The organism is Zavarzinia sp. (genome assembly GCF_041650655.1).
Classification (GTDB): Bacteria; Pseudomonadota; Alphaproteobacteria; order Zavarziniales; family Zavarziniaceae; genus Zavarzinia.
In genome coordinates, this window is sequence record NZ_JBAZKR010000172.1 from 1 (window position 1) to 5,280 (window position 5,280).

5 protein-coding genes are annotated in these 5,280 nt (G+C 69.7%); all 5 read right to left on the bottom strand.

Annotated features, from left to right (window positions below):
• The coding region (locus tag WC493_RS21485; RefSeq protein WP_373068364.1) for an MFS transporter at positions 1–638 on the bottom strand (638 nt) is incomplete at its 3' end.
• Between the two features lie 95 nt (positions 639–733).
• On the bottom strand, positions 734–1,576 hold the full coding sequence (gene rsmA, locus WC493_RS21490; RefSeq protein ID WP_373068366.1) for a 16S rRNA (adenine(1518)-N(6)/adenine(1519)-N(6))-dimethyltransferase RsmA: 843 nt from the start codon (positions 1,574–1,576) through the stop codon (positions 734–736).
• Positions 1,573–2,595 carry a 4-hydroxythreonine-4-phosphate dehydrogenase PdxA gene (gene pdxA, locus WC493_RS21495; RefSeq protein WP_373068368.1) on the bottom strand — a complete coding sequence of 341 codons (1,023 nt, stop codon included), beginning with the start codon at positions 2,593–2,595 and terminating at the stop codon, positions 1,573–1,575. The genes rsmA and pdxA overlap by 4 nt, the downstream gene beginning before the upstream one ends.
• Positions 2,592–3,908, bottom strand: coding sequence for a peptidylprolyl isomerase (locus tag WC493_RS21500; RefSeq protein WP_373068370.1), 1,317 nt, complete (start codon positions 3,906–3,908; stop codon positions 2,592–2,594). Before WC493_RS21500 ends, pdxA begins: the two co-directional genes overlap by 4 nt.
• A 179-nt stretch (positions 3,909–4,087) precedes the next feature.
• Positions 4,088–5,280, bottom strand: a 1,193-nt coding sequence (locus tag WC493_RS21505; protein WP_373068372.1) for an LPS-assembly protein LptD, incomplete at its 5' end; no start/stop codon positions are given.

Genomic DNA, 5,280 nt, shown 5'->3' on the forward strand with positions numbered 1-5,280 from the left:
ATGAAGGAAACCCCGGAAAACACCATCTGCATGGTGACCTTGCCGGCACTGGCGGCCTGGTGGCGGAAGCGGATCGCCGTCATGGCGGCCCCGCCGGCCACGAACAGTGCCGCCGCCAGGCCGAGGGTGAGCCCGGCCCCGAAGGCATAGAGCAGGCCGCCCAGCGACGGCCCGATGATCACCGCCGTCTGCATCGCCGAGGAGGAGACGGCGACCGCGCGGGGCAGGTCCCCGGGAGGCACCAAGGCGGGCAGCAGGGCGGACATGGCCGGCCGCTCGAAACTCCGGGCGCTGCCGAGCAGGATCAGGGCGAGGAAGACGACATGGACGCTGAGCCAGCCCTGTTCGGCGCTGAGCGTCACCAGGGCCAGCGTCGCCGCCTGCAGGGCCTGGGTCACGATGACGATACGGCGGCGGTCGAAACGGTCGGCCACCGGCCCGACCACGAAGGTGAGCGGCACCATGGGCAGGAACTGACAGAGCCCGGCCAGGCCGAGCTGATAGGCGCTGCCGGTCAGGTCGTAGATCAGCCAGCCGATGGCGACCGAGGCCATCTGGAAGGCGAGCGAACCGAGCACCCGCGACGACCAGAAGAGGGCGAAGGGCCGCTGGCGGCGAAGGGGGATCGAATCGGTCACGGCATGGCGGCTCGGCTGGCGATGCGGCGACGCTAGCAGGGCGCGACCGCGGGCACCCTTGCCGTCACTTCGGGCGTGCCATGCGGTGATCCGTTCTAGCGATCGTCCAGCACGCGGGCGAGGCGGGCGAAGGCGGCGACATCCAGTTCCTCGGCCCGCGCCGTCGGCACGATCTCGGCCCGGGCCAGCAAGTCTTCTGCCGGGACGGCGAGACCCTTCAGGCTCTGGCGCAGCATCTTGCGGCGCTGGCCGAAGGCTTGCGCGGTGACCTTCTCCAGGGCGTCCAGGCGACAGGGGAAGCGCGGCTCGGCCAGCGGCGTCAGACCCACCACGGTAGAGGTCACCTTGGGCGGCGGCACGAAGGCCTTGGGGCTGAGGTCGAAATGGGCGCGCACCAGGGTGCGCCATTGCGCCAGGACCGAGAGGCGGGAATAAGCCTCGCTCCGCGGCGCGGCACTCAGCCGTTCCGCCACTTCGCGCTGGAACATCAAGGTGAGCGAGCGCCACCAGGGTGGCCAGGGATCGGCCGAGAGCCAGCGGATCAGCAGGGCGGTGCCGACGTTATAGGGCAGGTTGGCGACCACCTTGGCCGGCCTTCCGCCCAGGATCGCGGGCTCGTCGATCGTCATGGCATCGCCTGAAATCACCGTGAGCCGGCCGGGCGGATAGGCGGCCGCGACCTCGGCCAGGGCTTCGAGGCAGCGCTCGTCCCGCTCGACCGCGACCACGCTGGCGCCGGCAGCGAGCAGGGCACGTGTCAGCCCGCCCGGCCCGGGACCGACTTCGTAGACGAGGTCGCCCGGCTCGATCCCGGCCGCCCGGGCGATCCGCGCCGTGATGTTGAGGTCGAGCAGGAAATTCTGCCCCAGCGTCTTCTTGGCCGCGAGCCCGTGGCGGGCGATCACCTCGCGGAGCGGCGGCAGATCGTCGAGGCTCATGCGGCGGCGGCGGTCCGGCGCGCCTCGGCCATGGCGGCGGCCAGGCGCAAGGCGGCGATCAGGCTCTGCGGATTGGCCTTGCCTTGGCCCGCGATGTCGAGCGCGGTGCCGTGGTCGGGCGAGGTGCGCACGAAGGGCAGGTTCAGGGTGACGTTCACGCCCTCGTCGAAATCCAGCATCTTCAGGGGGATCAGGCCCTGGTCGTGATACATGCAGACGGCGGCGTCGTAACGCGCCCGCGCCGCCGGGTGGAAGGCGGCATCGGGCGGCACCGGGCCGAAGGCGTCGATGCCGCGGGCCTGCAGGTCCTCGATCGCCGGGGCGATGATGTCTTCCTCCTCGTGGCCGAGGAGGCCGGATTCGCCGGCATGGGGATTGAGGCCGAGAACGGCGAGGCGGGGCCGGGCAATGCCGAAGTCGCGCTCCAGCGCCTGCGCGGTCGCGACCGCAACGTCGACGATGCCGCGCGTGGTCAGCAGCCGCGGCACCGAAGCGAGGGGGATATGCACGGTGACCGGCACGACCCTGAGCCGGGGCGACGCCAGCATCATGACCGAGCGCGCACCGCCGCCCGCCAGCGAGGCGAGGAATTCTGTATGGCCCGGAAAGTCGAGCCCCATGGCCTTGAGGGACTGCTTGCGGATCGGGTTGGTGACCAGGGCCGCGGTTTCGCCCGCTTGGGTCAGGGCGACGGCACGGCGGATCGACTCGACGATGGCGGCGGCGTCGCGCTCGTCGACCTTGCCGGCCTCGCCCCGGATCGGCGCGGTCAGGGGCAATACGGGCAGGGCTTCGTCGAACAGGGCCTGGTCGACTTCGGCGGCTGTGGCCACGGTCGCCAGCGGCACGCGGAGGCCCAGCCGATCGGCCAGGGCGGCGAGGCGCCCCGGCTGATCGAGCAGCACGAAGGGGGGCGTGCCCGCCTCGTGTTCCGCCCAGGCCTTGAGCGCGATTTCCGCGCCGATGCCGGCCGGCTCGCCGCAGGTGAGCGCCAGCGGCGCCTGGGCGGCCGTGCTCACCGGACTTCGATGGTCGCGGTCCGGCGCAGATCGCGGAGATAGCGCCGGGCCAGCATCGACATCTGCTGGTCTTCGAGGCTGCGCTGGACGGCGTCGTGCATCATCGAATCCGGGGTCTGGTCGTCGCGGTCGCACAGCACCAGGAGGTGCAGGCCGTCGGTCGAGCGGACCGGGCCGCCGGCCTCGCCGATCTTCACGCCGTCGAGCGCGTTCCGGTATTCGACCGGCAGGTCCTTGATGTTCAGGCGGCCGACTTCCCCGAAAGTGGCGTCGGGGATGCTGTCCAGCAGGTCGCGCGGCACGCCGCAGCTGTGGATCGAGCCCTTGGCCTCGGTCAGGGCAGCGGCCAGGGCGTCGATCGTGGCGTCGGGCGCCGAGATGTTGGCCGGCACGAAGACTTGCTTCAGCTCGACCATCACCACTTCCGCCGGGGGCGGCGGGGTCTGCCGGCGCTCGCGCAGGCCGAGGATGTAGAAACCGCCGGTCGCCCGGATCGGCGGCGAGACCGAATTGACCTGCATCTGGGCCAGGGTCTGGTCCAGTTCGGCCGAGAGCTGGCCGGGCAGGATCCAGCCGATGTCGCCGCCGTTGGCGGCCGACGGGGCCTGCGAATATTGATGCGCCAGGGCGGAGAAGCGCGCACCGGCCTTGATCTGCTCGAAGAGCTGCTGGGCGATGGCGCCGGCCTGGGCTTCCTGTTCGGGATTGTCGACCGCGATCAGGATTTCGGAGACCAGGCTCTCGGGCCGGCCGGCATTGGCCTTGATGCGGTCGATCGCGGCCTGGACCTGGTCTTCGCCGACCGAGAGGCGGCCGGAATAGCGCTTCAGCACGACACGGTTCCACGCCAGTTCGGCGCGCAGCTGGCGCTTCAGCGCATCGACCGAGACGCCGCCCTTGCCCAGGATGTCCGCGAACTGCTCGGCCGAGACGCGATTCGACTGCAGCACCTGCTGATAGCTCTGCTCGACGTCGTCGGCCGAGACCGAAACGTCTTGCTTGGCGGCTTCCTGCAACTGCAGCGCTTCGTCGACCAGGGCGCGCAAGGCGGTGAGGCGGGCCGCCTTGGCGGTGTCGGCGCTATAGGGCAGGCCGGCGGTGACCAGCAGCAGGCGGACGCGCTGGTCGACATCATAGCCGGTGATGATCGTCTCGTTCACCGTGGCGGCGATGCCCATGTCGGTCGCCGGGGGTGGGGCCGGGGCCGGTGCGGGGCGCGACGGCGTCGCGGCGGCATGGCCGGGGCCGGCCGGAAGGACGACGGCGAAGGCGAGGGCCAGGACATGGACCAAGGTCAGGACGGGAAAGCGCATTCTCGATCGTTCTTCTCTGGTCGGGGGCCGTTCAACAGGGCGGCGGCCGGCGGCATCCGACGGGGAGCCACCTCGGGGAGCCACCTCGAGGCGGCGCCAGCATAGTCGCTGGACCGCACGAGGAAAAGCGTTGCGCGACGCCGGGGACGCCCCGAAACAGGGCGGAACATGGTACCGCATCACATACCGAGGTTGCGCAGGCGGACGATGAAATTCACCGAGGTGTCGGGCTGAATGTCGCGGTCGCGGGTGGTGTCGCGGCGGTAGACGGCACCCAGTTCCACGCAGTCGTCGGCATAGAAGATGCCGAGGCCGGTCGAGAGGGTGGAGCCTTCGTTCAGGCTCTGCCGGGTATCGCCATAGAGGGTCCAGTATTCGGTCAGCTTGGCCGAGAAGGCGGCATAGATTTCGTCGCGGTCGTCCTGGCCCGGCACGCCGGTCTGATCCTTGACCGCAGTATAGCCGAGGTAGGCGCGCAGCCGGTTCGCCGTAACGATCGCCCGGATGTCGTTCCGGTTGAACGACAGGTCGTCCTTGTCGAGGCGGAAATTGTGCTGCAACTCGAGCCAGCTCGTGGGCGAGACGGTGATCGCGCCGACGAAGTCGGAGCGGCCGTTGCCGACACCCGCCGAGAGGGGATAGACGTCGTTCTCGTCGGTGAATTCGTAACTCTCGCCGAAGAAGACCGAGAAGGTGGTGCCGTCGTTGCCGTAATAGGCGCTGCGCAGGCCATAGACGAAGCGCGAGCCCGAATCCCACTTGTCGTAGCCGGAGAAGCGGTCGACCGCGAAGAGGTTGGTGTCGTCGAACTCGAAGTTCTGGCTGTCTTCGTTCGAGATCTTGTGCGACAGGGGCACGCTGGGCGCCAGCACGAGCTGCACGATGGGCTCGATCACCTGGCGGCCGTTCTCGGTCGGGCGGACCAGGGGATAGCGCGCCTCGAAGGCGGCTTTGGGCAGGATGCGGCCGGTCTGGCCCGAAACGTCGCGCCCGGTGTCGTCCAGCACGTCTTCGCTGTCGAACATGTCGCCGCGGATCGACAGGTCGACCGTATAGACGGTGCCGAGGTCGGTGATCCAGGGGCGGCGCCAGTCGCCCCGCAGGCTGATTCGGCGCTGGCTCGCGCCTGCGTCGCGCCACAGCGCGATCGCATTGGCGGAGAGGTCCAGGCGGCCGCCGATCACGTCGGGCTCGACGATCATGCTGGCACTGCCGAGGGGCAGGATCACCGGCGTGGTGCCCGGGTCGTCGATCGAGCGCAGGCCCTGGAAGCTGTAGCCCATGACCGAGACATAGGAGCGGTCGAAGAAGCCTTCGGTGTAGAGGTCGCTGGTCAGATAGTCGGGCGAGGCGAACTGGAAGCGCTTCAGGT